We start from the raw sequence: 23,563 nt of genomic DNA, 5'->3' as shown, positions 1-23,563 counted from the left end.
GCTGACTCGGCGTGATTCTCTGTTTCGTCGACGAGGGTGGATCATCCCACCCTGGATCATCGGCACTGCACTGCTATTGGTTGCAACCCGAAGCATCGCTTGATGGGCATATGAAACCGGTATAAGAGCCCACTGCCGAACCGCTTCGTTGAAAAGAGCCGCTGGCAACGATACGGCCAGATGCATTGGAATAATCCGATGTACCGCCTTGAATGTGCACGGTGGTCTCGAAGGCACCGCTGCCATCGGGATGAAGCTGAAAATAGCCGCTGTCCTGGCCGAACATCCGAGCACCGTTGGCCATGGTGATCACGCTCGTTCCTTCGTAATTCAGGCGACCGGATTCCATTGCATCGGGGACGAGGGTCTTGAATGTGAACTCGTACTTCGCATCCAGATTGCCCTCGAGACGTCCATGCGTGCAAGTCCAGATGGGTGATGCGCTGCACGCGGAACCATGATCGAGCATCGATGTGAATGGCCCATCGGCGACGCGGCAAGGCCCCGCGTTGGCGTTCGGTGCGAGTGCGCCAAGCGTCAATCCCGACCAAATGAGTGCGACGCTGCTGCTCTTCGTCATGGTTCGACGGCGATCACGTCGCCGAGTCGTCGGCGCAGCGATCGCGCGGACGGCGGGTTGGCGTAAGAAATACGAAAGAGCATGAGCTCTGCGTGATCTGCTCGTACCTCGAAGAGCTCGCGGAAGCGATGGCGCAAGGTGGAGAGTTCCGCCTGCTCCTCGCGTGAGAAACCCACGCCGCCGCCGCGCTCGAGGCGCGCGAACATGTAGAGCAACGCGGTCATGGGCTGAAACGCCAGCCGGTGCGCCGTGGCCGTGAGCCACACGTCCTGCACGGCGCGTCCCCCATCGAAGTAGGCGCGTGCATCGGTTCCTGCCATGCTCAGGAGCCCCACGGCCGACGATGCAAGCAGCGCTTTGCGTGCAGGCAGCTCGAGCCCGCGCCCCGCACCGAGCTCGCGCGCCATCTTCATCACATCGCCGTCGGCCACCAGGTGCAGTCCCACGCGATCGCCGGCTCCGAGCTCCAAGGTGGCCAGATCCAAGCCGTCGCGTCGTGCGAGCGCGTCCTCGCGCGTCCAGCGGATCTCGCCGATCATCTCGCGATGCATGGCCTGCGACAGGTACCGCACGCGATCGCCTTGCCCGAGCACGTTGCCCAGCGCCGCGCGAACGTCTTCGTCGGTGGCGAGTTGCAAGGTCGCGCCGGCGCGCTTTGCGGCTTCGATCAGCGCCGCGCGGTGGGAGCGTTCCAGCGGCGCATAGGGCGCGATGCGCCGGTTCGTGGTGCGGTCCGCCATGAAGGCCGCAAGCTCGCTTTGCGGCGTGTCCGCCGAGGGCAGCGGCTCGACGGAGCAGACGATGCCCGGCTCGGGGAAGGGGACGATGGTCACCGGCCGCCCCATTTCGCGCGCGGCGAGCTCGATGTTGCGGGCCAGCGCCCCGAACGCCAAGTGCGTGGCGGCGTGCTCGAAGTCGAGCATGCTCCCCGAGCGCGAGCGCTCTTCGTCGTGAAGGCAGAGGATCCGCCCGCCCCGCACGACGAACCGCCATGGCTGGCAATTGCCGCCCGATGGGGCGCGCGTGCCGTATGCCAAGAGCGTCCGCACCTCGTCGATGGAGAAGCGCTCGCCCCGCGCGCTGGAAGGCAAAAGCTCCGGCACCGGATCGGGCGATGGCGGCGGGACAGAGTCCTCGCTGAAGGAGGGCCGGGGAGTTTCGGCGCCGGCTCCATCGCGCACGAGCTCTTCGAGATCGACGAAGAAGCGCCCCGACTCGGTGAACTGCCCCAGCAGAATGCGCCGTGCGGCGTCGGCGTTGACCGCGCTGTTGAGCGCGACGGCGGAGGCGAGCTGCGGCCACGTGCCGATGCTCGTGCCCACGTCGAGAAAGGAGACCGCCACGCGCTTCGAGAGGGTGCGACCCACGATGGCGAAGGCAATGGGCAGCTTCTCGTACGCGGTGAGTCCGTCCAGCTTTTCGCCGTCGAGCGGCCCCGTCATGCCATGAAACAGCGGCCGATCCGGCTCGCGGTCGAAGCGCTCGACGTCGAGCAACCCGCGATCGCTCGTGCCCATGATCACGGGAATGCGCCGGGCGCGTGCGCGCTCCCGCAGGCGCACCTTCATGCGAAGGTCGTCGCACTCCTCGAAGACGAGATCGAGCCCTTCGAGGAAGGCCTCGATGTTGTCATCGGTGACCCCCTCGGGAAAAATCGCAACGTTCGCGTACGGGTCGAACTCGAAGATGGTGCGCGCCGTCAGCACCGCCTTGTTGACACCGAGGCCCTGCACGCTGGCGCGCAGCCGGTTCATGTTGGCCAAGGTCAGATGATCGAAATCGGCCAGCCGGAGCGTGCCCCCGATGCCCTCGAGCGCCAAGGTGACCGCCGTGCTTTGCCCCACGGAGAGCCCGACCACGCCGATGGTGAACCGCGCGAGGCGCTCCTGTTCCGCCGCCGTGATTTTGTGCCGATTCACCCCCGTGCGAAGCTCGCGAAACTCCGCCGGCGGCAGGACGTGGACGAGGCTGCGAGACCAGGGATAGAGAAACCACGCCCCGTACGCCTCGGGCTGCGTCCCACCGAGGTGCGCCTCGATCCGCCGGCGCAGCTCGTCCTCGCCCAGCTTGCGCGACGGAGAGCGCAACTGCATCAAATCGGCGAGCTGAAGATCGATCGCATCATGGACGAGCACATGGCCGGTCGAGCGCAGGCGCGTCAGCTCGGCGCCTGCCTCGTAACGATCCGGCTTCCAATCGCTCGAGCTCGAGGTCACGGTGGTGCGGGTAGCGGAGGAGGCAGGGCAGGGAGGTCGCGCGGTGCCGCAACCTGATAGATCTGCTCCAACATTTCCGGCACGAGCTCCCAGCGCAGCAGAATGAGGAAGGCATTCCCCATGTCTTGAAAGCCTGCGTCGAGGGCATGCCCGATGTCGCTTCGCCCGTCGCTCCCTTCGAAGTGATAGGTGAACGTCGTCTTTCGATGTGCTTCGTAGAACTCGCCCGCAAATTCGAGGAGCTTCGTCAAAAGCTCCTTGGGCAGTACGCCCTCCTGCAGAGGGACGATGCGGATCGCATCGAGGAGGCTGAAGAGGTGAACGCCTTCATCGACGAGCTCCACGATGGCCGCCACGATGGGGCCCTCCGGGCCGCGGGCGATGAGCACCTCGCGCTTGCGCAAGATCCCTGCGTCGCGCCACTCCTCACCAATCTGCGCCAGATCGAACCGATCGGGCACGAAGTCGAGCGCCTCGAGGTAAATCGGATTCTTGGTGCGCGCGAGCACGTCGCACACCATCTTGCGTTCGCCCTCGGTCGCCGTGTCGAAGGTCGTGTCCGCGTACACCGTCCGCGGGGCCCCTGGCGTGGTGGTCTTTTTCAGCGGACGAATCGGCAGGATGTACGCGCGACCGCTGTCGACATAACGGCGTGGAATATCGTAGTAGGCGAGCCGCGGAAAGCGTGCCGACTCCTGCACCATGGCCATGAGCCACTCGGTGTTCGGCGAATCGCGGTACGTCCGCGTCATGATGTCCAAGTGGATGTCCCGCAGGATCTGCCCGCGCCCGGAGCCTGCCGTGGCCACGTGGTTCGGATGCCGTGCCGTCTGGTAGAAGAAGGTGCTCCTCTCGTACGGCCGCACCGCGGAAACCGAGCCCTCCACGCCCCGCGCCGAAGGCCGCACGACCTGCGAGCCGAGATCGGGCGCCCGCGCAATGCGGCGGCAGAATTTCCCGAAGCCGACCTTCTGCGAGAGAAAGTCGCTTTGCGACATCCCCGAGAGGCCGAAGTATCCGGCGCGATCGAGCAGCTCCCACACTTGCTCGGCGAAGCGCCCATCGGCGCGCGTATTCGGGCTCAGGAGGCGAATGACATGATCGCGCCACCGTGCGGCGTCGTCCTCGGAGTGGGGCACGAGCACGATGCCGGCGATGTCTTCGCCGGACCAATTGCTGGTGTTGCCCACGTGTCGGATCACGCCACGGAAATCGAAGCGCTCGCGGTCACGCCACTGGATGGAGAGATCCTTGATGGCGAGCCCTGGGTAGAGCACGTCGGTGAGCCGCTTGGTGTCGAATGCCACTCCGTCGAAGGATATGTCAGACAACGGGCGGCGAATGCGCAGCTCGGGCCAGCGCGGGTGGATGAAGGTGATGAACCCTTCGCCCTCGCGTGGACGCGCGCGGACCCAGGCGCGATGCCGCGCCCGTTCGATCTCGAGGGGCACGGGCGCCGCCATGCGATCGCCGCGCAGCTCCGTGCGGGGCACGGCGAAACGGAAGACCGAGAAGTGGCTGACGATCTCGATGAAGAAGGGTGGGTCGGGAAAGACATCGTCGGTTTGCCACTCGAGCGGCAGGGCCTGATCGGGAACGATGTCCGCTGGAATCAGTTTCGTCAGAGGCCGCCCTTGCTCCGACACCGCGCGCGCCGGGCAGCGGTTGGCCATGAGCGCGCGCAGCACTTCACGCAGCCGCCGTGGATCGGCGATGAGCTCGCGCTCGCGCGGCCGCGCGACGTCATTTTGAACTGCGAGCCCGCGTGCGCGCAGTCGGTCGATGAGCGAGAGCAACTCGCGCACCGCTTGGAGCGGCAGTTCTCTGACGGCGTAGTCGACCACCGGGCCGGAGGGCGAGGGGACGACATCGACGATCTCGCCGAGTATCGGTTCGACATCGGCGTGCAACTCCAAGAGATGCCGCGAGCCGAGGCCCGGCTCGCAAGGAGCATCCATGCGAGCTTGGAGAGTTTCCGCGTCGAGGGCGAGAACACGAAAGGTTCGCGCTTCGTCGAGGTCTTTTCCGGTCAATGCGTGAGGAGCCAGCGTAAGCACGAATCCCCCAGCACCTACGATGCGCCATCACCCCCCGTGAGCTCTGACTCGACAGTGCACCTTTGACGCGCAAGCGACGCCGACAGTGCCCAGACCGAACAGAAGAAGGAAACCGCCAAGACGCCAAGGACGCCAAGATAGCTTGATGTGCTGAAGCCTCGGGAACCCTTGCCACCTCTCTCGTTCTTGGCGCTCTTGGCGCCTTGGCGGTTCCCTCTCTCCCTCCCGCCGCGGCGCTAACGGAGAGCGCGGACGCCGATGCGGCGCCGCAGATCGGCAATGGCGGTCTCGAGCTCTTTGCCATTCACCTGGTCTGCGCCGAAGCTGCGCTGGAACCAGGTGCAGGCCTCGGTGGCGGTGGCGAACACGCGGTGCGGATAGGGCGGGCGCGCCAGAAGCGTCAGGCTGGAAACGACGCCGCGAACGGCGGACGCGCGAAAGCCGCTGCCCTCGTAGACCACCGCCGAATAGCGGATGAAGCTCGCGTTGTCGGCAAGGAGCTGCCCCAGCGCCTGACGCGCTTCCGTCGGCGGAAGCGGAGCCCCAGGTTCGACGATGGTGATGAGACCGACGCCTTCAGGAAAGGCGCGGCGAAATTCGTTGAAGCTTCTTTCGAGGATGCGCAGAGCGACCAGCGACGTATGGACGCGCCAAATATCGATGTAGAACTGCTTCCATCGGGCCATGCAGTAATCCGGACTGACGGCGTCGACCCTCGCAGGGGCCACCGTCAGCGTACTCATGGGATGGAGATTCCCCTGGTTTTCCACGTTCCCCCCCGATTTGGGCCGCTCATACTGCTCGACTCTTCTTCGTCCGTAGCGTTGCTTCCAATTCTTAGCTTGCTCTCTTCACCTCGCGCACGAAATCGCGAATGCGCGCGGAATCTTTTCTTCTTGGATTCCCCACGAGCTCGACTCCGCTCGCCACATCGACCGCATACGGCTTCACGGTCGAAATGGCCTCATGAACATTGGTCGCGTCGAGCCCGCCCGCCAGGGTGAGTTTTCGCGCTCGAGCTAGCTCGCGCACCAAGTTCCAATCGAAAACCGTCCCGGTTCCGCCCAGCGCCCCAGTCACTTTGGCATCGGCCAGGAGATGCTCGCCGGGATAATTTGCTGCGGAGGCAACATCTTGTGCATCCGCAATGCGCACTGCTTTGTATGCATGAGGCAATAGCGGTACGAGCTGCTGCGGCGATTCATGTCCATGGAGCTGCAGACAGCCGAACTCGTGCTGCAACTCGAACAGCTCCTCCAGGGGCAAATCCGCCACCACCGCAACGGTCAGGAACTTGGGCGCCGCCGCCGCCACCGTGCGCAAGATCAACCGAGTCTCTTCCGGCGTGACGTACCTCTTGCTCGACGGCACCAAGTTGAGCCCAATCGCATCGGCCCCCGCCTCAATGGAAGCCAGCGCATCCTCAGGATTGGTAATGCCGCAAATCTTGATCTTGGTCACAGCCCAAGGCTAGCACCGCCCAACATCCACGTACCCGTCGACGTCTTACGTCAACGTCAACGCAAGACGTCAACGTGTCCTTACGGCACGATTTTGAGCAGCTCTTTCACCTTGGCGATGACCTGGGGGGCCTGGATCGGCTTGGTGATGTAGGCGTTGGCGCCCAGTTCGATGGCTCGTTTGCGGTCTTCGGCGGCGCCCTCGGTGGTGATGATGATGACCGGGGTGTCTTTGTGCATCGGATCGGAGCGCACGCGCTTCACCAATTTCAGACCGTCCATGATCGGCATATTGATGTCGGTCAGGATGATGTCGAAACGGCCAGCGGCCAATTTGCGGAGGCCGTCGACGCCGTCGTCGGCTTCGGTCACGCGCAGGTTCTTTACTCGCGAGAGCGCGAAGACGAGAAGCTGCCGCATCATGGGGGAGTCTTCCACCACCAGGCACGTGTACTCGGCGCTCATTTCAAGTCGTCTCCGACGTTACGTGTGATCGCATCGATGGCTTCGAGGCCAGGAAACTTGCCGTTCGAGTTTGCGAAAAGGAGCGCCCCCATGAGTGCCGTGGCCGCGTGTGCCCCCAACATTTTGAAGAGCGCGTAATCTACGGGTAAGAACTGCTCTTTCTGATCCAACAGAGAATAAATCACGATCACCCCCACGACGGCATCGTCGATGCGCATCGGAACGCACGCGGCCGGTTGGTCTCGCGGCGCCGTACTGAGCTCCCCCTCCTCGATGTGCGCCACGCCCGTCATGAAAACCCGCTCGATCAAATCCCCCGTACGATCGCGCGAGCCGCGATCTTCCTCTTTTCGAGATCCCGCGTGGATGGCCAGGCGGGGCAGGCGCGATAGCTCGATGCCATCGCTCGAGATGGGGACGAGGTCGGAGCCGTCCTTCAAGTAGAAGGCGTGCGCACGGGAACCGACCAGTTGCGTGAGGAGCTCTTTCAGGTGCCGCAGCACCTCGCGCAGGTGCAATGTCGAGTGGAGCTGGTAGCTCGCCACATAAAGGTGCGCGAGGTTCGACAGCTCCTCTTCCACTTCGGAATACCGTGTGAAGAGATGCGACGAATTGCGCTCGGCCTCCCGGACGTGGGAAAGGAGCTGCTCCTTTTCCCGCTCCAAGTACTCGATCTTGCGGAGCAGCTCGCGGATGGCCTCGTCGCTCGCCAGGTGCGTGCGCAACGCAGCGTTCTCGCTCTCCAGATCGAACAAGCGCTTTCGCAGCCGGTCGTTTTCGCGCAAGAGCTCGTCCGTGAACTCGGCGCCCTTCTTGAAGAATGTGTGCACGAACGAGTCCCGTTCGATCTTTGCGCTGGCGTCCGTTTTGATATCCCCGGATGCCTCGCCTTTGGCGTCGGGCTGCTGTCCCCCCCCGGTTTTTCGGTCCGCCATGACGGGCTAACGTATCACATTTGGTCGATCCATAGCGCCAGCTCACCCACGATGATGCGCTTTGCGGTGCGAAGCGTCGCTACATCTTTGCTGCCCGTAAGCAGCATTGCGCAACGCAATTCCGCAAGGATCGCATCCAGTTTGGCGATCGCCCCATCGTGACCGCCTTCCGAGAAGGCGCGCAGCATGGGCCGGGCAATGCCCGCGTGGGTCGCACCCAGTGCGAGAGCCCGCGCTACGTCGAGACCGGTCGCGACGCCGCCCGTCGCAATCACACTGCGGAACCCCAATGGGGCGAGGGCGGCCACGGAGGCTGCCGTCGGAACGCCCCAATCCCAAAAGGCCTCCCCGAGGCTCTTGGATTGGGCATCGCCTGCCTTCTCGGCCCGCCGGGTCTCCACGCCCACCCACGACGTACCGCCTGCACCCGAGACATCGACGTGCTCCACCCCGACGGAGCGAAGCCGCTCGCCGACGGAGCGCGAGATCCCACAGCCCGTCTCCTTGGCCACGACGGGCACGGAAAGCTCGTGCCGAAGCCGCGCGATGGTCTCCAGCCCGCGCGAAAAATCGCGATCGCCCTCGGGCTGCACCAGCTCCATCGCCGGATTGAGATGGATGCAGAGTGCATCGGCCCCCACATAGCCAATCAAGTCTTGCACCTGCGCGGTGGACATCTCCCGCGCTTGCACCACCCCGAGGTTCCCCAAGACCACCGTCGTGGGCGCGACCTCGCGCACCCGGTACGTGTCCTTGCTGTTGGGGCGCACGTGCATGGCGCGCTGGCTGCCCAAGCCAAAGGCAATTCCGCGCTCCTCGGCAATCTGGGCCAGCCCGCGGTTCACCCGCAAAGCCTCCTCGGTACCGCCCGTCATCGCCGCGATGACGAGGGGAGCCTTCAACGTCTTTCCGGCGAGCGTGCACCTCAGATCGATCTCGTCCGCGTGGAAGTCGGGGAGGGCATCGTGCACCAGACGCACCCCCTCGAGCAGCGTCGACCGTGTGCGAAAGCCGACGTCTTCCGTTGCGCAGAGCGTGAGGTGATCGCTTTTTCGTTCCCCAATCGAACCGGACATGGGTGCTCCTTCTGTAAGCTCTCGAGACTTTTTGGATTTTCAGAGAAACATGAAAGTTATTGTTTTGAAACGAGAAATCCGTGGAAGTCCGGCTTGACAGTCTTTTTCTACCGCCCTACGCTCCGCCCGGCAATAGATGATGGTGCGCCTATGAAAGAGGTGGTTGTCGGCTCCTCCGTGTCCCGAAGTTTTGGGGACTTTGCCCATACCATCAAGGAGGCCGTCGACCGGGAGTTGCCGCGGTGGCTTGCACCCCACGTGGCCAAAGCGAAAGAGCTCGGCGGGACCGCCTTCGCCGTATCTGACGCGATTGCGCAATTCGTGACGCGCGGTGGCAAGCGCGTGCGCCCGGTGCTCATGGGCGCGGCGTTCGAAGCCTACGGCGGACAATCGGCGATGGAGATCCTACCGGCGCTGCTCAGCGTCGAGCTTCTTCAGGCCTACTTGCTGATCCACGACGATTGGATGGACGAAGACGAGGTCCGTCGTGGCGGACCGACGGTGCACGTGGCGCTTCGTGAGCATTTTGCGTCGTCCCGCGCCGGTGAAATTGGCGCCGTTTTGGCGGGGGATCTGGCCATGGGCTACTCGCTCACGGCCTTGCTGGAAACCCGCACCACACCGGACCGTCTTGCGGAAGCAACCCGCGAGCTCGCGCGTATGCAAGTGGAAGTGGTGGCAGGGCAAGTCCTCGACGTGTACCACGACGGCAAAGTCGAAACGGTGCACGACCTCAAAACAACGAGCTACACGGTCCGCGGGCCGCTCCTTCTCGGAGCCTCGCTCGCCGGGGCCAGCGCCTCGCAGAAGGCGGAGCTCGAAGCTTTCGCGCAGCCGCTGGGGCTCGCGTTTCAAGTTCGCGACGATCTACTCGGTACCTTTGGCGACCCGCGGAAGACGGGAAAGTCGGCCGCGGGCGACCTGCAGCAGGGCAAGCGCACGGCGCTCGTTCAAGAGCTGCTCGCCGCCGATCGCAGTGGCGAAGATCGCGCGCTGGTCGAGCGTGTGCTGGGCATCAAAGATGCGCCGGCCGCCGACGTGGCGCGCGTGCTCGAGCGCCTGGCGACGGCCCGGCCGCGCGTGGAGGCTCGCCTCTCCGCGCTGCTGGACGAATCGCGCGCGCACCTGGCGCGAATGGACTTGCGGGAGGAAGCACGAACGATACTCGCAGGTGCCGTTTCGGCGTTGGGGGAGCGCGAAAGATGACGATGACGCAATCGAGGCCGTGGTCGCATGCATCGGGCAAAGTGATTCTTCTGGGCGAGCACGCGGTGGTGTACGGCGTGCCCGCCATTGCTGTGGGGATCTCCCGCGGAGCCATGGCGCGGGCGATCCCGTGCGACGAGAGCACCAGCGTGTTGCGGCTCGAAGGGCTGCCCGTCGACCTGCGGGCCGACGATGAAGAACGCGATCTCGCGCGCGGTTTTCGCGCGGTGCTCGAGGCCGCGGGCGTCCATGGCTCGTTCGTCGTGGAGGCACGCACGGATTTGCCACCGGGCGCAGGCCTGGGTTGCTCCGCGGCGCTGGGCGTCGCCCTTGCGCGAGCGCTCGATCCGGCGGCCAACGCGGCACTCACCGCCGAGCGGGCGATGGCCTGGGAACGCGTCTTTCACGGGAACCCTTCGGGCGTCGACACCGCCGTGTCCGCGGAGGGCGGCTGCATCTACTTCGAACGCGGGCGTGGCTTCGAGCGCGTGGAGTCCAGCGCGCCGCTCCTCTTGTGCGTGGGTCACACGGGCACCATCTCGAGCACCAAGTCCATGGTCGAGGCCGTTGCGCGCCTGCGCGAACGCCGCCCCGAGATGGTCGAAAAGTCGTTCGAGGGCATTCGCTCCCTCGTTCGCAACGCGCGGCTGGCCATCGAGGCCGGCGACGTGCGCGCGCTCGGCCAATTGATGGACCTGAATCAAATGCTCCTGAGCGGTCTGTTCCTTTCCACGCAGGAAATCGAGCGGATGTGCGGGCTCGCACGGGATGCCGGTGCGCTGGGCGCCAAGCTGACGGGGGCCGGTGGGGGAGGGTGCGTGGCGGCCTTGGTCGAAAATCGGGAGGTCGCCGATCGCATTCTCCGCGCCTGGAAAGAAGCGGGCTTCGAAGGCTTTTTGGCCGAAACGCCGGACAGGAACCGTCCGGCCGAACGTGGAGAAACGCCTGCGCGGGCGAGCGTCCGAGACCTCGGTGAGCTAGAGAGGTCGCCGTGACCGCGGCCACCGCCATCGCCCACACGAACTTCGCACTCGCCAAATACTGGGGCAAGAAGCCCGTTCCCGGAAACTACCCCGCCGTACCGAGTCTCTCGATCACCTTGGAGGGCATGTCGACACGCACCACGGTGCGCTTCGATGCGGGCCTCGAGGCCGATCACGTGGTGCTCAACGGCGCGGTCGCCACCGGCGACGTGCATGGACGCGTCGTCACCTTGCTCGATCGCGTTCGCGCCCTCGCGGGCCAAAGCCTGCGGGCCTCGGTCGAATCGGCCAATGATTTTCCCACGGCCAGCGGCTTGGCCTCCAGCGCCTCCGGTTTCGCGGCGCTCGCCCTCGCCGCCGTCCACGCCATGCCGGGTCTCGATCTGAGCATCGAGCGCGTGAGCGATCTCGCGCGGCAAAGCTCGGCCAGCGCGGCGCGCAGCCTGTTCGGCGGCTTCGTCGAGCTTCCCGCGGGCGAGGGCATCTCCGGTGCGCGGCCCATCGCGCCGCCGGACCATCTCGATCTGCACGTGCTCGTGTGCGTCGTCACCGAGGCGTCGAAGAACGTGGGCTCCACGTCGGGCATGCAAACGACAGCGCTTACCAGCCCGTATTATCCCGCATGGCTCGATGCCGCGCCGGCGATCTTCGCCGCCATGAAGCTGGCCCTCGAGGCCCGCGATTGGGAAAAGCTGGGCGATCTCACCGAGCGAAGCGCGCTGGCCATGCATGCGGCGGCGATGGCCGCGGGGCTCGTGTACATCCGCGGCATCACCTTGGATCTCTTCGCGGCCGTTCGAAAGCTCCGTCAGGAGGGGACGCTGGCGTACTTCACCGCCGACGCGGGCCCGCACGTGAAGGTGCTCGTGCGCTCGGCCGACCTGGCGCGCGTCAAAGGGGCGCTTTCCCAAGTGCCCGGCGTTCTCCGGATCATCGAAACGCGCCCCGGCGGCGGCGCGGTGATCGTGCGATGAAAGCGCGCGCGCCGGGGAAGGTCCTGCTCACGGGCGCCTACGCCGTCCTCGAGGGCGCCCCGGCGCTCGTCGTGGCGGTGGATCGCTACGCGCAGGCCGATACGGCGCGCAAAGAAGAGGATCCCACCGCGGAGGTCGCCCACGCGCTGGGCGATCGCGCTCCGGCGTGCGATCGCGGTCACCTGTTTCACGAGGGCACGAAGATCGGCCTCGGCTCCAGCGCCGCGGTGCTCGTGGCCTCCCTCGGCGCCGTCTACGCGGCGCGCGGACAGGATCTCGCCGATTCCGAGGTCCGCTCGAGCATCTTCAGCCGCGCCCGCGACGTGCATCGCGAGGTGCAGGGCGGTGGCAGCGGCTTCGACGTGGCCGCGAGCACGTACGGCGGCGTCCTTCGGTATTCCTTGCTGTCCGGCGTGCCGTGCGTCCTCACCACGGAGCTGCCCGAAAAGCTGCACTTCTCGGTTTTTTTCAGCGGTCAGAGCGCTCGCACGAGCGATCTTCTCGGCCAGGTTCGCACCTTCAAAGAGCGCGATCCCGACGCCCACCGACGCTGCATCCTCGCGCTCGGGCAAGCCTCGGAGCACGCCGTGCGCCAATGTGAGGCGGGAACCGCGGCCGAGTTCATCGCGGCGGTGCGCTACTTCGGTCAAACCCTGGAGGAGCTCAGCGAGGCCACCAGCGATGCGGGCGATGGCGTCATCGTGCCCCTGTCGTTCAAGCGCCTCACCGTTGCAGCCGCCGAAGAGCGCGCGACGTTTCTACCATCGGGGGCCGGGGGCGGTGACATTGGCGTCTTCCTCGGGGAGGCGCCCCCCTCGGAAAATTTCCTCAAACGTGCCTCGCAACTCGGCATGCACGCGCTCACGCTCGGCATCGACCGGGACGGCGTGCGCGTTCTTCCCGCCGAAGTACCCGTCTGACCACTGAAACAAGGAACCCCCCCGCCATGGCCCGAACCTCCCGCTTGCCCGGCTTCTACAAAGTTACCGTCCCCGAGCGCCGCGCCCTCGTCGCCGACGTCACGGGAACCGAGATCGGTGAAATCGAACGCTCCCTCGAGGCGGGAGGGCTCGAGGCCGAGACGGCCGACAAATTCGTCGAGAACGTCCTCGGGACCTACGCGCTGCCCTTCGGCGTCGCGCTCAACGTGCGCGTCAACGGCAAGGACTACGTCGTCCCCATGGTCGTCGAGGAGCCCAGCGTCGTCGCCGCGGCCTCCAACGCCGCCAAGATGATTCGCAGCGGCGGCGGCTTCCAGGCCGAGATCGATCCGCCGCTGATGATCAGCCAGGTGCAGCTCACGCGCGTGAAGGATCCCTTCGCCGCCGAGCAGCGCATCCTCGAGAAAAAGCAGGAGATCATCGCGCTCGCCGACCGCGCCATTCCGGGGCTCATCGCCCGCGGGGGCGGCACGCAAGACATCGAGGTGCGACGCATCGGCACCAAGCAAGACGAGATGCTCGTCGTGCACATCATCGTCGACTGCCGCGACGCCATGGGTGCGAACCTGGTCAACGGCGTGGCCGAGGCCGTGGGCGATCGCCTGGCCGAGCTCGCGCACGGCAAGGTGGGTCTGCGCATCCTGTCGAACCTCTGCGACAAGCGCAAAGTGCGCGTGACCTGCAACATCGCCGCGTTGGAGCTGGCGACGGACGAGATGGATGGCGACGACGTCATCGACGGCATCGTCAACGCCTCGCGCTTCGCGGAGCTCGATCCGTACCGCGCCGCCACGCACAACAAGGGCATCATGAACGGCATCGACGCCGTGGTCATCGCCACCGGCAACGACTGGCGCGCCGTCGAAGCGGGCTGCCACGCGTTCGCCGCGCGCAGCGGGCACTATGCGCCGCTGGCCACCTGGCGTCGCGAAAGCGAAGGCCTCCCGAGCCTCGTGGGCCACATCGAGGTTCCGATGTCGCTCGGCACCGTGGGCGGCACCCTGCGTGTGCACCCTGCGGCGCGGCTGGCCCTGCGCATGCTCGGCAATCCTGGGGCAGGGGATCTCGCCGCCATCGCGGCCTCGGTCGGCCTCGCGTCCAACTTGGCGGCCGTTCGCGCCCTGGCGACGGATGGTATCCAACGCGGCCACATGGCCCTTCATGCGCGCTCGGTGGCCATTGCCGCCGGGGCGGAGGGGTCGGTCGTGGAGCGGGTCGCCGCGATGATCGTCGAGGCGCGCGATATCACCCTCGAGGCTGCCAAGCGGGCCCTCGTCCTGCTCACCGACGGTGGCGAAGGCGCCACCCTCGTCGAAGATTAGGCCGCCCCGGAACTCTGCCGGAACTCGTATTCAGGTTCGGGTTAAGTCGGTCGAGCCCGCGGCAGCGGGCAAGAACCGGCGCTGAGTCCGTTCGTAGCCGGGAGGGTCGCCAGGCGGAATGGCGATCCCGGTTTTTCCGGACGACACGTCGCTCCGGTCCCGCCGGTTCGTCTCGCGGCCGCCGTTCCAGCACCAGGTCATTCCAAGCCTAGAACGTTCCCTCGACTCTTGCCTTGGGGCATGCGATGAAATCGAAGGAGACGTGTGGCAGGCGCGTGACACCGTGTATCCTTAGCTCGCATGTCCGGCTCAACGCCGGCGTGGTCGCTCACGGAGGAATTGGTTGGCGCAAGACGACGACATGAACGGCAAGGGCGCAAACGGCAGGTCCAGCATGCCGGGTGCAGCCCCAGACCCGCGACATGATCTGGCGGGCGCGCTGCACGACGTCTCCAACGCGCTCACGGTCCTACTCGGCTGGGTCGCGGAAGCGCGCCTCCCCGGTGCGTCGTCCGACGCCGTCGCCTACGCGCTGCGCATCATCGAGCAGCGCGGGCGCGCGGCGCGGGATCTGGCGCGGCGCGCGATTGGCGTGGAGATCCCGCGCACCGACGACTTCGAGCTGGTCGACGTGACCTTGAGTGACACGATCGACGGGCTCACGGTGGAAGCGCAACACCTGCACGTCTCCCTCGAGCTCGTGACACCGCCGACCGGTGCCCGCATCACCGGCGCCTCGGAGCTCGCGCAGATCGTGACGAACCTTCTGCTCAATGCGATGGCGCACTCGCCCTCCGGGGGCACCGTGCGCGTGCGCTCGTTCATCGCCCCACGCGGCCTCCAGATTGACGTGGAGGACGACGGTCCGGGGATCTCCGAGGAACGGGTCGTCACCCTGTTCGACGGCGTCTCCACGCGCACAGGCGGGGCCGGGGTCGGGCTGCGGCATGCCCGCGCCCTGGCCCGGGCCAACGGCGGAGAGCTTCTGCTCGCCAAAAAGGGACCGGGCGACCCTTCTCGTGGAGCTTGCTTCCGAATTTTCTGGCCGCAGGACGGCCACCTCGCCGCCGTACCGCCCTCGACGGCGCGCCCCCGTACCCTGGAGGGCGTTCGCATCCTCGTTCTGGAGGACGACGACGACGTTTGCACGCTCTTGGAGGCCTCCCTGGGGGCTCGGGGGGCTCAGGTGACCGTTGCGCGCAACGCGAGCGATCTGGCGAGGGCCATCGACCGCCGGGACCACGACGCCGCCCTGCTCGACCTGTCCCCCATCTCCGGGGACGTGGAAGGGGCCCTCGCGGCCTTCCGAGCCCGCTCGCCCCACGCCTCGGTCGTTTTTATTACCGGAAGCGTCGACCGGCTCCCCGAGCATCTTGCAGGGCAAATTCACTGCGTTCGTAAGCCTTTCGAGGTCAGCGAAGTGGTCGAAGCACTTTCTCGACGAAAGCACGCTTGACTTACGACTCAGGTTATTGTCTTTTCGCGCCCACGACAGCGACACGAACGACGCAAAACGCGAAGGTGGCGGAACTGGCAGACGCACTAGCTTGAGGTGCTAGCGCCGTAATTGGCATGGGGGTTCAAGTCCCCCCCTTCGCACCGCGGACACGACGGTAAAGGCCTCGCAGGGAAAGACCCCGCGGGGCCTTCGTGCTTTGTCGCTCCCGGCTCCCGTCGCCGAGGCCCGCGCTGGTTCGGTCAGCGCTCCCAGAAGATTGAACAGGGAGAGGGGGAGGCGGGGAGGGATACGGCACAAACCCCACCGCGCACCGAGGCTGGTTTTGGGTTTTCACTTGGCTCACGAAGCCAACTGAAAACAAAAAAAAGCCTTGGCACTCGGTGGGATTCGCGTTGTTTCCCTCCCCGCCTCCCCCCCTCCCTGTTCAATTCTCTCTGCTTGCCCGCAAGTGACCAGTTGGTTACCTCATCAGGTCACTAATGGGTTTATCGCATTGGTCAAATGCGACAGCCCAACCATGGCACCTGTCTTTTGCTCGGCCAGAAATCTGCGCAGAGGACTCAACCATGATATTCGCGAAACTGTGATCCCAGCGCGGTCGACGCAGTGCCTTCACGCAGTTGTACGGAGCGCAGCATTCACCCTTGCCGCGGGTTGGTCGATGACGGCCGCCGCGACCCCGGAGCTGGTCACGCCCGATCCGCGCAGCCTCGGAATGGGTGGTCTCGGCGTCGCCGCGGCAGAGGACGCGTCGGCCACGCACCACAACCCCGCGCGGTTGCAAGCCGTGACCAAGGCCAGTTTCGTCCTGGGCTTGAGTGGACTCTATGCCCATCAAGAGGCACCCCTCCCGTATCCGGACGAGCCCAAAGGCACGTCGAACATCTTCGCGCCCTTCGGAATGGTCGGCGGTGCATATCGACTTTCGCCGCGGTTCGTCGTCGGCCTTTCGGTGCTTCCGGGCTCCGCCTCCGCAGGCCGCTACGAGCTCAAAAATGGGACAAGGAATGGGATGGAGTTGTCCGCAACGGCCATCACCGCGGAGGCGCAGCTCGCGGCCTCCTTTGCGTTGCTCGACAACCTGTGGATCGGCGTGGAGTACCGCGCGAGTTACGTGAATCAAACGCTCAAAACGCCGCTCGACGTTCCAGGCGGCGTCTTCCAGATGAAGACGACCCTCGACGGGTTCAACTTTTTGGGCGCGGCCGCCGGCATCTATTACGAGCCTGTTCGCGGCACCGGAATCGGGTTCGCCTACCGATCGCAGATGTCCAAGGACATCGACGGCACCACGGATCTGCCAACGGGCAGTTACAGCACGCACTCGCACGCGGCCACGCCCGACAAGTTCACCCTCGGCATCTCGCAGCGACTTCTCGACGACGCGCTTCTGTTGAACCTGCAGGGCGCACTGGTCATGAGTCCCTGGATCGATCAATCGACCACGACCACCATCGACACGCCCGGTGCGCCAACCTCGAGTACGACGGTCACAAACGACCGTACGTTTTGGGAGGCCAAGATGGGCGCCGAGTACTGGTTGGAGAAGCAGTGGGCACTTCGCGCGGGCGTTATCATCGGCAACGAAAACGCACGAAAAGAGTACGTGAGCCCGTTCTCGTCACCGCCCTCGAACTTCTATGCGGCGCCCACCCTCGGAGGCGGTGTGAAGTTCGACAAATGGCTGGTGGACGCGGCCATGTGGTGGCTGATCGATCACGGCGATCAGGTCAATGCATCCCAAAACGGTGCGCCCGGCGATTACCGACGCTCCGGCTTCGTAGGGATGCTGTCGCTGCGATATTCGATTTAGAGCAAACGATTTCGCCGCCCGCGGGTATGGACATCGGCGTCGTCGAACCCACTATTTGATCCAGTGTCGGCGTCAAATAATGGTAATTAAACTCAAATACCCTTGACCTGCCAACACTTAGAACACAACCTCTTTTCAAGTTTGAGTGTCGCGCCGAGAAGAAGACCGCTAACGTAGGTGGAATCGGACTGGCGTACGCACTTTGGAAACACGTGCGTTTTGCCGCACATCCACCTGCAATTTGGCGGAGGGGGTTATGGCAGCACCCAGGCGGACGTTGGATGTTCCAATAACGCTGAATGAGCGCGGTCGCCTCGTGGCGCCGCAGGGACCCGACGTCTCAAGCGATGAGTCTGACCGCATTTTCGACGAGAGTGGCGAACACTTGGTCGGAGAGCGTGTCGGAACGGAGGATTCCGATCCTCCGCCCCCGGATTCACCGCGAAATGTGGTGACGGCGGGGGCTCCGAATCGTCCTTCGCGAAATGCGGAATCCGTCGGCAAAAGCCGATGTGCCGATCGGCTCGTCGATGTCCTCGAGGGGGCGGGCATCGACACCGTTTATGGCGTACCGGGCGGGGCCATCAGCCCCATCTATGATGCGCTGTACGATCACCCGAACATCCGTGTCGTCCACGCCCGGCACGAGACCAGTGCCATTTTCATGAGCATTGGGCACACCCGCGTGCGCCCGAATTCCATTCCTTGCGTACTCGTAACCTCCGGCCCCGGGGTGACCAATTCGGTCACCGGCCTTGCGGCTGTGTTGGGCGAGGGCGTTCCCGTGGTGGTCATTGGCGGCGAGGTGCCTCGGGCCAAGTTTGGCCATCGCGCGCTGCAAGAGGGAAGCGCCGAGACCATCGACGTGGTCAACATCGTGCGGACGGTCACCCGATCCGCTGCGTGCATTACCATTCCGGGACACGCCGCGTATCAACTCGCCACCGCCATCGATCGCGCGAAAACGGAACGCGGACCCGTGTTTTTGTCCCTTCCGCTCGATGTGGCCGTGGCGCCCACCCCGCCGATTCAGTTCGCACGTACGATACGTCCGCGCCCCACACTCGATCAGGCACTGCTCAACGACGTGGCCGACGCCCTGCGCAATGCGCGCAGGCCGCTGTTGCTCGTCGGCTCGGGCGCTCGCGGGGCAGCGTACGAAATTCGTGCACTCGCCGAGAAGCTCCGCATCCCGGTGATCACATCGCCCAAGGCCAAAGGCATCGTCCCGGAAATGGCGGACTACTGCGTGGGCGTATTCGGATACGGCGGTCATCCTTCGGCGACCGAATTCGTCCAACAGAATCCACCCGACGTGGTGCTCGCATTGGGCTGCGGCCTCACCGAGCCGAGCACGAATAGCTGGTCATCGTTGCTGCAGGCCTCGCATACGATGATTCAGGTCGATATCGACCCAAGTCAATTTGGAAGAAACTATCGTCCAGATTTGGCGATAGAGGGCGATGCGGCCGACGTCATTCGGGAGATTCGCCGGCGGCTGGCCAATTGTGCGCCGTGGGAACGGACGCTTCCGGGCATCCGTTATTTGGACCCACATATGCTGGAAGGCGATCGCGTGCCCCTGGCGCCCGCGCGCGTTTTGCGTGTGGTGCAGGAAGAAATGCCTCCCACCACGGTTTATACTTCCGATATCGGCGAGCACCTTCTGTTCGCCCTACACTACTTACAATTGTCCTATCCCGATCAATTCATGGCCTCGTATGCCCTCGGCTCCATGGGGTCGGGCATCTGTGCGGCCATTGGGGCCAAGCTCGCCGCACCGGAGCGTAGCGTAGTGGCTATTTGCGGCGATTACGGCTTTCAAATGTACGGTATGGACTTGAACATGTGCGTCCAGGAAGGTCTGGGCGTCGTATTCGTGGTCATGAACGACGACCGCATGCGCATGGTCGAAGCGGGCATCGATCGCATTTACGGACGCACCCTCCCCATGCACGGTCCGCGGGTCAATTTCGCCGAGCTCGCGCGCGCCCACGGTGCACAGGGCTTCGTGGCGGCCGACGTCGACCAACTCCGCTCCGCGTTGCGTCGTGCACGCAACGACGTGCCCACGGTCATCGACGCCCGCATCGACCCGACAGCGGCCTTTCCGATGAACTCGCGTGTTCAAGAGATCAGCAACTTCGCTTCAGGCTGATCGGCTACTGGCTTTCGAAATCATAGAACAAGGAGGGAGAGCATGAGAGGGCCCAAGATCCCCATTGGAATCCGTTCGCTCGCGGTTGGCTTTCCGAGCGTCCTGCGGACCAACGATTACTGGCGCACGCGTTACCCGGCCATGGTCGCCGAGGCGGAGAAGTATTCGCTGGCGAAGCTCTGGGCCAAGGCGGAGAAGCCGGATGCATTCGACGCATCTGCGGCCGCCTACATGGGCGATCCCTTCCGCGGTGCGGTGGAGCGGCGGTTGCGCGCCCCCGGCGAGACGGCCCTGAGCATGGAGCTGCGGGCCGCGCGCGGTGCACTCGAAGCCGCGTCGCTCGGGCCGGACGACATCGACCTCACCATCGTGACCTCTTTCGTTGGCGACCGGCTGGGTACGGGAAATGCGATTTACCTCGCGAAGGAACTGGGGCTGCGCACCCCGGCTTGGAATTACGAGACCGCGTGTTCCGGATCGCTGGTCGGTCTGCACACGGCGGCGAGCCTCGTTCGTAGCGGCGACTACCGGCGCATCCTCGTGGTGGTCTCCACGTCGAACTCGGTGCAGGTGACCGACGTCGACACCTTGGGCTGGTTCGTCGGTGATGGCTCCGGTGCCTTCATCGTCGAACGAGTTCCCGAGGGCTATGGCCTACTCGGCTGGAAGACGATCAACTCGCTGGAGACGATCGACATGTTCGTCATCCAAACCGTCTCCACGCCGCAGGGCGGCACGCGCTTCTGCACGGCCGCGCACCCCGAGGCAAACCGCATCGCGCGGGACACGGCGCAGCCGTATTTGAAGACCACCGTCGAGGGCGCCCTCGCCATGGCCGACATGTCGATGAAGGACGTCGACTATTGGGTCTTCAATACGCCCAATGCTTGGTACGCGGACTTCTGCGCACAGACCTTGGGCGTCGAGCAAGGCCGTTATCACAGTATGTACACGACGTACGGAAACATCGGCGCCGCGTTGATGCCGACGACCTTCTACCACGACCTTCACGCGAAACGCATCAAGCCGGGTGATGTCGTTGGGATGTACTCCATCGGAAGCACCTCCACCTCGAGCGCACTCGTACTGCGTGCAGGTGACATCGCCCTTGGGCCATATCCGACCAAGCCGTCGACGAAAGACGAAGTCGCGATTTCTAGCATTGCGATCGCGCCGCCAACAGGCGACCGTCAGCGTGCACTCGATGCCACCGAGGCCTCGAGTCAGGGAGGGTGATCATGCAAGGTAAGGTCTGTGTCGTCACGGGCGCGAGCAGTGGCGTTGGCAAAGCCATGGCCATCGAATTGGCCCGCCGCGGAGCCCGCGTCGTCGTGTGCTCGCGTTCCGAGGCGCTGGGGCAGGAGACGCTCGCCGAGGTGAAAGCCGTCGCGCAAGCTCGCGGCGACCGCGAGGAACCGATCCTCGAGGTGGCGAACCTCTCGAGCCTGGCCGAGGTGCGCGGTCTCGCGGAGCGGCTCCGCCGGCGCTTCGAGGCGATCCACGTCTTGATGAACAATGCAGGCCTTTACCTTCCCAACCGGCGCCAGACCGTCGATGGGTACGACGTCGTTTTCGCCGTGAACCATCTGGCGCCGTTTCTCCTGACGCACCTGCTTCGCGATCGCCTCGCCGCGGCCGGCAATGCGCGGGTCGTGGCCACATCGTCCGTCGGATACCGGTCGGCGCGCCTCGACATGAACGATCTGATGATGACGAAGGGCCGCTGGCGAGGCCTGACCCAGTACGCGAACTCGAAGCTGGCGATCATCCACTTCACACGCGAGGCCGCGCGTCGCTTCGCGGGCGATGGGATTCGCTTCAATTGCTTTCACCCGGGGGGGACGCGCTCGCGCATGGCGCAGGACGAACCCAACTGGATCGGCTGGATGTGGAGGAACTTCGGCTTCTTGCTTCGCCGCCCGGAAAAGGGGGCGGAGACGGGCGTGTACCTGGCGACGTCGCCCGAGGTCGAGAACGTGAGCGGCGAGTACTTCACGGACCTGAAGATTCAGGAGGTGACGCCGGCCGCGCGCGACGAGGTTCTTGCCGCACGCATGTGGGACGTGAGCTTGGAGCTCACCGGGCTCGATAGGCCCGGGGAGCGATCGAATGGGCGAATCGAGTTCGTGGAGGAAGGAGCGTAAGACCATGAGAGCGTCGGTGGCGACATGTTTCATCGCATGGGCCCTGTCGTTGGTCGGCTGCGCGGCGGGCGAGCCTGCGCAACCGGAGAGCGTGGATCGCATCGGGACGGGGGAGGGGCCGCTCAGCACTGTCTTACAGGATGACGAGAAGAACCCGCAGCTGGCCGCCGACGCCGACCTCGACGAGGTTCGGACCGTGCACCACTACGTCCCCGTGGGTTGGCACCGCACGGTGCACGTGGTGCAGAAGTTCACCAAGCGATGCGCACGACGCCAGGACCGGCGTTCCGTGCTGCTCTTACCGGGCACCATCGTGAAAGCCGATTTCTACGACATCGATGTCGACGGGTATCGGTTCCAAACCGAGTTGGCCAAGGCGGGGTACGATACCTTCGCCACCGACTACGAAGGAAGCGGCGGGAGCTCGTACCCGGATGATGGGCACGATGTGACGCATCGGTTCCTCGTCGAGGAGAGCCGCAGGGTGCTCGAAGCCGTCCGCCACATCGGCGGCGTCCCACGTGTGGACGTGCTCGGCGAGTCGAATGGAGGCGCCGTCGCAAGTGAGCTTTGCGACGATGCGAGGCGCACGCGCTCGTGTGTGCTCTCGTCGATGATTTACCGCACGGGTACGCCAATGTTCTATTCGGTGTTCCTGGATCCCGCATTTCTCGCATTCATCGATGGCCAGCCGCAGGGCTACATGAACACGACAGCGGATCTGTACTTCAACATCGTACCGCGCTCGCCCAAACCCGTGCAGGACGCGATTCTCGCCACGCAGCCTGGCAAGTACGCCGTGGGAACCATGCTTGCCCCGGCGAAAGGGCTACCCTGGTTCGATCCGACGCACGCGCGTGTGCCGGCGCTCATCATTCAAGGCACGCTGGACAACACGGCGGAGCAATCCGACGCGGACGATCTGCGCGCATCCTATGGAAGCCGTGGTGGGGGTGTGGCGACGTTGGTACGCATCGAAGGAGCGAACCACATTCCCCGCATCGAAAATTCTCCGTACAGCGATCAGTGGAAAAACTTCGTCTTCGAATTCTTGAAGACACATTGAGCAGCGGCAGGACTGCGCTCCTGAAGACGCCATTCCAGCTCTGCGGAAACGGAACGTTCATGTCGGGAATTGCGTGTCCAAAGTACATGAGCGTGAATCGTTTCCCGTGTCCTCGTTCGTAACATGGAGTATGTTCCGCTCTCGTGACGATGGCTCGCTTAGGGGGGCGAGTAGAGCAGATGAACCTGCGACTGGTGACGAGAGCGCCTGGCTTTGCGACGGGCTCGATCGGCAATTTGGCGATCAGCTTTTGGGAGTCGCAGCAAACTGCGGAGCAGGCACATCACGCGGCCGAGGTCCTCTCGACCTTGGGGCGGACGGAGGGGCGTGTGCTGGTATTGGCCGTCCTTCCGCCCACGGCCCCGGCGCCGAGCAACGCCGTTCGAAGCGTTATTTCCAATGCCTTCACGCGGCTGGGATCGCAGATTCACGCCGTGGCCAACGCCGTCGAGGGCGACGGCTTCCGCGCCGCCACCATGCGCGCGGTGGTGACCAGCATGGCCCTGGTCATCCGCCCCAGCTATCCAGTGAAAACCGTGGCCACCGTGGAAGAAGCCGCGGAATTCCTGGCCGCCCATAGCGATGGCCGGCTCACGGTCACCGATATCGTGCTCGCCTCCCGGGAATTACGCTCGTAGGGCTTTCCTAGGGGGGCTTCGGCCCTCGGGCTTCCTTGTATGCCGGTTTTTCGAGCCTCCCCCTTTTTTT

At 64.7% G+C, this 23,563-nt stretch carries 20 protein-coding genes and 1 tRNA gene; 13 read left to right on the top strand and 8 right to left on the bottom strand.

Annotated elements, in window-relative coordinates:
• Positions 1-73: 73 nt before the first annotated feature.
• From LZC95_21940 to fni, 8 genes are all read right to left on the bottom strand, one after another.
• Positions 74-469: a hypothetical protein gene (locus tag LZC95_21940; GenBank protein ID WXA99468.1), complete on the bottom strand. Its 396-nt coding sequence runs from the start codon at positions 467-469 to the stop codon at positions 74-76.
• 107 nt (positions 470-576) lie between these two features.
• Entirely contained in the window at positions 577-2,796 is a 2,220-nt protein-coding gene (locus LZC95_21935; GenBank protein WXA99467.1) for an Rv1355c family protein, read from the bottom strand.
• Entirely contained in the window at positions 2,793-4,754 is a 1,962-nt protein-coding gene (locus LZC95_21930) for a hypothetical protein (protein WXA99466.1), read from the bottom strand. Before LZC95_21930 ends, LZC95_21935 begins: the two co-directional genes overlap by 4 nt.
• Positions 4,755-5,089: 335 nt before the next feature.
• A complete protein-coding gene (locus LZC95_21925) occupies positions 5,090-5,596 on the bottom strand; it encodes a hypothetical protein (protein WXA99465.1) in 507 nt (168 codons plus the stop codon).
• A 94-nt stretch (positions 5,597-5,690) separates the two neighbouring features.
• Positions 5,691-6,314, bottom strand: a complete 624-nt coding sequence (locus LZC95_21920; GenBank protein ID WXA99464.1) for a phosphoribosylanthranilate isomerase — start codon at positions 6,312-6,314, stop codon at positions 5,691-5,693.
• An 80-nt stretch (positions 6,315-6,394) separates the two neighbouring features.
• Positions 6,395-6,778 carry a response regulator gene (locus tag LZC95_21915; GenBank protein WXA99463.1) on the bottom strand — a complete coding sequence of 128 codons (384 nt, stop codon included), beginning with the start codon at positions 6,776-6,778 and terminating at the stop codon, positions 6,395-6,397.
• Positions 6,775-7,713, bottom strand: a complete 939-nt coding sequence (locus LZC95_21910; GenBank protein WXA99462.1) for a GAF domain-containing protein — start codon at positions 7,711-7,713, stop codon at positions 6,775-6,777. The genes LZC95_21915 and LZC95_21910 overlap by 4 nt, the downstream gene beginning before the upstream one ends.
• 14 nt (positions 7,714-7,727) lie before the next feature.
• Positions 7,728-8,789 carry a type 2 isopentenyl-diphosphate Delta-isomerase gene (gene fni, locus LZC95_21905; protein ID WXA99461.1) on the bottom strand — a complete coding sequence of 354 codons (1,062 nt, stop codon included), beginning with the start codon at positions 8,787-8,789 and terminating at the stop codon, positions 7,728-7,730.
• Between the two features lie 150 nt (positions 8,790-8,939).
• Here fni and LZC95_21900 point away from each other — a divergent pair, with 150 nt between their 5' ends.
• The 13 genes from LZC95_21900 to LZC95_21840 all read left to right on the top strand — a co-directional run bounded on the left by LZC95_21900 (position 8,940) and on the right by LZC95_21840 (position 23,493).
• Complete coding sequence (locus tag LZC95_21900; GenBank protein WXA99460.1) at positions 8,940-9,995, top strand: polyprenyl synthetase family protein; 1,056 nt, start codon at positions 8,940-8,942, stop codon at positions 9,993-9,995.
• Positions 9,992-10,990: a mevalonate kinase gene (gene mvk / locus LZC95_21895; GenBank protein ID WXA99459.1), complete on the top strand. Its 999-nt coding sequence runs from the start codon at positions 9,992-9,994 to the stop codon at positions 10,988-10,990. The genes LZC95_21900 and mvk overlap by 4 nt, the downstream gene beginning before the upstream one ends.
• A complete protein-coding gene (mvaD, locus tag LZC95_21890; protein ID WXA99458.1) occupies positions 10,987-11,952 on the top strand; it encodes a diphosphomevalonate decarboxylase in 966 nt (321 codons plus the stop codon). Before mvk ends, mvaD begins: the two co-directional genes overlap by 4 nt.
• On the top strand, positions 11,949-12,872 hold the full coding sequence (locus LZC95_21885; GenBank protein ID WXA99457.1) for a hypothetical protein: 924 nt from the start codon (positions 11,949-11,951) through the stop codon (positions 12,870-12,872). Before mvaD ends, LZC95_21885 begins: the two co-directional genes overlap by 4 nt.
• 26 nt (positions 12,873-12,898) lie before the next feature.
• Positions 12,899-14,215 (top strand): hydroxymethylglutaryl-CoA reductase, degradative, encoded by a 1,317-nt coding sequence (locus LZC95_21880; protein ID WXA99456.1) that lies wholly within the window; start codon positions 12,899-12,901, stop codon positions 14,213-14,215.
• 343 nt (positions 14,216-14,558) lie between these two features.
• Positions 14,559-15,671: an ATP-binding protein gene (locus LZC95_21875; protein WXA99455.1), complete on the top strand. Its 1,113-nt coding sequence runs from the start codon at positions 14,559-14,561 to the stop codon at positions 15,669-15,671.
• A gap of 59 nt (positions 15,672-15,730) precedes the next feature.
• Positions 15,731-15,814, top strand: a tRNA-Leu gene (locus LZC95_21870).
• A 521-nt stretch (positions 15,815-16,335) separates the two neighbouring features.
• Positions 16,336-17,487, top strand: a complete 1,152-nt coding sequence (locus LZC95_21865) for an outer membrane protein transport protein (GenBank protein WXA99454.1) — start codon at positions 16,336-16,338, stop codon at positions 17,485-17,487.
• A gap of 385 nt (positions 17,488-17,872) precedes the next feature.
• A complete protein-coding gene (locus tag LZC95_21860; protein ID WXA99453.1) occupies positions 17,873-19,645 on the top strand; it encodes a thiamine pyrophosphate-binding protein in 1,773 nt (590 codons plus the stop codon).
• 42 nt (positions 19,646-19,687) lie between these two features.
• Complete coding sequence (locus LZC95_21855) at positions 19,688-20,881, top strand: hypothetical protein (protein ID WXA99452.1); 1,194 nt, start codon at positions 19,688-19,690, stop codon at positions 20,879-20,881.
• A gap of 2 nt (positions 20,882-20,883) precedes the next feature.
• Positions 20,884-21,789 carry an SDR family oxidoreductase gene (locus LZC95_21850; GenBank protein ID WXA99451.1) on the top strand — a complete coding sequence of 302 codons (906 nt, stop codon included), beginning with the start codon at positions 20,884-20,886 and terminating at the stop codon, positions 21,787-21,789.
• Positions 21,790-21,793: 4 nt separating this feature from the next.
• A complete protein-coding gene (locus tag LZC95_21845) occupies positions 21,794-22,855 on the top strand; it encodes an alpha/beta hydrolase (protein WXA99450.1) in 1,062 nt (353 codons plus the stop codon).
• A gap of 179 nt (positions 22,856-23,034) precedes the next feature.
• A complete protein-coding gene (locus LZC95_21840; GenBank protein ID WXA99449.1) occupies positions 23,035-23,493 on the top strand; it encodes a hypothetical protein in 459 nt (152 codons plus the stop codon).
• Positions 23,494-23,563 lie beyond the last annotated feature (70 nt).

Source organism: Sorangiineae bacterium MSr12523, assembly GCA_037157775.1.
Classification (GTDB): domain Bacteria; phylum Myxococcota_A; class Polyangia; order Polyangiales; family Polyangiaceae; genus Pendulispora; species Pendulispora brunnea.
Note: the sequence above shows the minus strand (reverse complement) of the source record. Positions and strands in the feature narration are given on the sequence as shown.

Bases quoted from the DNA above. Each gene is read 5' to 3' on its own strand.
- LZC95_21940 (WXA99468.1), bottom strand. From the start codon at position 469: ATGCTCGATCATGGTTCCGCGTGCAGCGCATCACCCATCTGGACTTGC.
- LZC95_21930 (WXA99466.1), bottom strand. From the start codon at position 4,754: ATGGATGCTCCTTGCGAGCCGGGCCTCGGCTCGCGGCATCTCTTGGAG.
- LZC95_21925 (WXA99465.1), bottom strand. From the start codon at position 5,596: ATGAGTACGCTGACGGTGGCCCCTGCGAGGGTCGACGCCGTCAGTCCG.
- LZC95_21915 (WXA99463.1), bottom strand. From the start codon at position 6,778: ATGAGCGCCGAGTACACGTGCCTGGTGGTGGAAGACTCCCCCATGATG.
- LZC95_21910 (WXA99462.1), bottom strand. From the start codon at position 7,713: ATGGCGGACCGAAAAACCGGGGGGGGACAGCAGCCCGACGCCAAAGGC.
- fni (WXA99461.1), bottom strand. From the start codon at position 8,789: ATGTCCGGTTCGATTGGGGAACGAAAAAGCGATCACCTCACGCTCTGC.
- LZC95_21900 (WXA99460.1), top strand. From the start codon at position 8,940: ATGAAAGAGGTGGTTGTCGGCTCCTCCGTGTCCCGAAGTTTTGGGGAC.
- mvk (WXA99459.1), top strand. From the start codon at position 9,992: ATGACGATGACGCAATCGAGGCCGTGGTCGCATGCATCGGGCAAAGTG.
- LZC95_21885 (WXA99457.1), top strand. From the start codon at position 11,949: ATGAAAGCGCGCGCGCCGGGGAAGGTCCTGCTCACGGGCGCCTACGCC.
- LZC95_21880 (WXA99456.1), top strand. From the start codon at position 12,899: ATGGCCCGAACCTCCCGCTTGCCCGGCTTCTACAAAGTTACCGTCCCC.
- LZC95_21865 (WXA99454.1), top strand. From the start codon at position 16,336: ATGACGGCCGCCGCGACCCCGGAGCTGGTCACGCCCGATCCGCGCAGC.
- LZC95_21855 (WXA99452.1), top strand. From the start codon at position 19,688: ATGAGAGGGCCCAAGATCCCCATTGGAATCCGTTCGCTCGCGGTTGGC.
- LZC95_21850 (WXA99451.1), top strand. From the start codon at position 20,884: ATGCAAGGTAAGGTCTGTGTCGTCACGGGCGCGAGCAGTGGCGTTGGC.
- LZC95_21845 (WXA99450.1), top strand. From the start codon at position 21,794: ATGAGAGCGTCGGTGGCGACATGTTTCATCGCATGGGCCCTGTCGTTG.
- LZC95_21840 (WXA99449.1), top strand. From the start codon at position 23,035: ATGAACCTGCGACTGGTGACGAGAGCGCCTGGCTTTGCGACGGGCTCG.